Source organism: Escherichia sp. AM3, assembly GCF_032029835.1.
In the GTDB taxonomy this organism is placed as follows: domain Bacteria; phylum Pseudomonadota; class Gammaproteobacteria; order Enterobacterales; family Enterobacteriaceae; genus Escherichia; species Escherichia coli.
In genome coordinates this window covers 1-2,900 of sequence record NZ_JAVUPQ010000180.1, presented here as the reverse complement: position 1 = coordinate 2,900, position 2,900 = coordinate 1, and the positions used below count along the sequence as shown (strand labels likewise).

Here is a 2,900-nt window from a genome sequence, read left to right as displayed (position 1 = left end):
AAGGTGTGCTGTGTTTTGAAATCACACAGGGAAAAACGAAAGCTGCGGCACGTCTTGTGCCTGTGCATAGCCTTATCACTCCATTGGTGTTATCTCTTCGTGAAAAGCCTCACAATGGCTTTTTGTTCTATCACGCCAGCATTACAGAGCGTGCTGACGGTAAACGCTCTACGTGGCATACACAACGATTTACAAGAGCTAAACGAAAGGCTTTAGGGGAAAAGGGAACAGAAAGGAAAGTGTTTCATTCTCTGAGACACGGAGTAGCACAGCTTCTTGATCGAAATCAAATTCCAGAAGACAGGATCGCCCTTCTCCTGGGCCATACACGCGGCAATACAGAAACATTCCGCACATATAGCAAAAATGCAGCTTCTCCAGTAGAGCTTAAAAAATATATTGAGCTTTTACGCTACCCTGAAATAGAGAAAGGCTTATCAATCAATAAAAAATCAAATTTAAGGCGTAAAACAACGCTATAGACGTAATAAAGAGGCTTCAATATAGACTGATGCCTCTTTTATGATTATCTCGTTACAGAGCGTTTCATAGGCGTTTAAGGCTATTGTTTAAATACTGGCGTTACAACGTCTTGCCCTGGGCTTTTTTGATTTTTCTGTTCTGTTGTATTTACCTGCATTTTAACCTGACCTCCTACAGATTTATTTGGTGCTGTTTTTACCGCAATTGCGCTTGTAGTTGCTTTAGAGACAAGACGGATTTGCTCAAAATCAAGAGTAAACAATAGGCTTTCGCTTGCTTCTTCTGCGTAAGACATGCCAACTAACACAACGTTGTCATAATTTTTTAACTCAGTGACAAGTAGGAAAGGTTGGCGACTGTCCATCAACTGATTTAGGTATTCAAGCATAAGCATACGTCTATTGCCGTTAATTCCCGCATTCTTAATCATATCGGGATTGAGCTTCAATACGGTTTCAGAGATACGCCCTTGTAATGTGAACTTGTTATTCCGTATTTGAACATGATCACTAACTTCTGATCCTGATTCGACGGCATAGCTTGTAACGTCTGCATTTCGGCTAACTTTCGTCGATTCCACGCTATCAAATGATAATGCCTGGTAGTCATTGTAAGCAGCATTTGCACCACTGCCGAGGTTAGAGGCAATGATCGCAAAGCCGTTACCCCCTTTAGTTGTTCTACCGTTGCTATCGTTGCTTGTGCTGTTGATTTTCGCCTCAGTCGGGCGACCAATGGTTAACGGACCCATTGCCATAATTTGTAATCCTTATTTAAGGGGGCTAAACAGCCCCACAGTGATGATTAATAGGTTGACCCGCCTGACATAACACCCAGCGTTAATAGCTTGCTAAACTCAGCGGAGGATGCCTTTGATTTGAAGTCGATAAATTCGCTCAATCGTCCGGTGTCTGATTCGATAGTTAGCGGCACTTCTGCATTTACTTGTAATTCTGGATTGAAGTTAATAACAGGTGCAAAGGTGTAAGAAGGAGCCTTGAAAGCTTGTTGTGCTGCACTCTGTTTCAGATTTGCAATGTTTTGTCCTTCGAGACTGTATTGATTTACAGCCTGCGCCCCACCTACCGTTTCTTCTGGCATAAACCAGCTTTTAATAGTGTTAACCAGGGAATTGCTGTTATCTGGCTTAGTTGTTCCGGTGCCAGCGCCTTTATATTGATCAGGAGTGAGATTAGAAAGATTCTGCTTCATTCCTTCGTTAGATAGTGGCGGTGCATCACCTAAATTCTTCTGAATAGCTGCCGTCTTCTCGTCGTTTTTCATCAGCCAGTTGATAGTTTTCATGATCGCATTAAGCAGACCACCTACAGCCTCGCCTAATTTGGTAAACATTGGCAGCATTGCAACCATGCTCTTTTTAAACTCTTCAATCACTTTCGGATCAAGAGATTTCATAAAGCCATCAACAAAGGCGATCCCTTGTGAGTCAGAAAGCCCACTAAGTGCATTATTCAGTTCACGGAATTTAATAACGCTTTCCTGTTGTGCCTGCGTTACCCAGCGCCCTGATTCTCGTTGTTCTCGTGCTGATTGTTCCACTTCTTTAGCGGAGCGTGTCCAGTATTTAGAGGTGAGCATCAAATCATCAGCCAGATCTTCCAGACGACTACCGATTTGTGCATCTGAATAGCCTTTAGCTACCATTCCCTGAACTGCTTTACTAACCAGACCAGCCGGATTATCAGCAAAGTCTTTTAGATCCTTTTTAGTTAGGAATCCTTCATTCATTAAAGTATTGATGCCGCTATCGCCGCCCTTCCATTCTCCTTTACCAGTTTTCTTATCAACTACATATTCAGCCTCATCATAAGATTTAGTAGCCTTCTCCCGTACATCTTTCATCTGATCGAGATACTTACGTTTACCTTGATCCCCCATCATTGAATCAACGCCGTTTTTATACGCCCATTGCTCAATATTGTTCATCTGGTTAACGTCTACACCGCCCAGCTTCGCACGGCTATACAATTCTCCCAGCGTTTCAGCACTGGCAAAGCTGTTAGTAACAAATTCAGAGGCTTTGCTCATAGCCATATATGCAGCGCCAGCGCCTAAGCCACCCAGCATAACAGCCGCAGCACCGCCGCCAATACTCCCGCTACCCTTAACAGGTGCATAGGCTTTAGCGTGAGCGTTACGATTGCCATTAATCTTACGTTGTTGCTGTTGTAGGCGTTTCATTTGGCTATTCATACGTGCCAGACTAATAGCGCCTCTTTCATATTGGAGGGCAATTTCTCTAGCCTGTGCAATAGCTTTATATTGTTCCGCTACAGAAAGACGGTGCAATGCACTAATGCTTGCTCCAACGTCTAAAAGCTTTAAGTCTGCCTTCTCTTTCCGTGCTGCCAGGGCTTTTTGTTCTCTTGCAACTACACGTTGAGCGGCTAATTGTG

Annotated in this window: 3 protein-coding genes; 1 reads left to right on the top strand and 2 read right to left on the bottom strand. The window is 43.4% G+C overall.

Translation table 11 applies throughout. From position 1 onward, the window contains the following. On the top strand, positions 1–482 hold a 482-nt coding region (locus RTW80_RS23640; RefSeq protein ID WP_312720468.1), incomplete at its 5' end, for a tyrosine-type recombinase/integrase. A gap of 80 nt (positions 483–562) precedes the next feature. Here the strand turns inward: RTW80_RS23640 and RTW80_RS23635 are convergent. Together RTW80_RS23635 and RTW80_RS23630 are read right to left on the bottom strand one after the other, a co-directional pair. Continuing rightward, on the bottom strand, positions 563–1,240 hold the full coding sequence (locus RTW80_RS23635) for a phage baseplate protein (protein ID WP_024219365.1): 678 nt from the start codon (positions 1,238–1,240) through the stop codon (positions 563–565). A 47-nt stretch (positions 1,241–1,287) separates the two neighbouring features. After that, the coding region (locus RTW80_RS23630; RefSeq protein ID WP_312720465.1) for a hypothetical protein at positions 1,288–2,900 on the bottom strand (1,613 nt) is incomplete at its 5' end.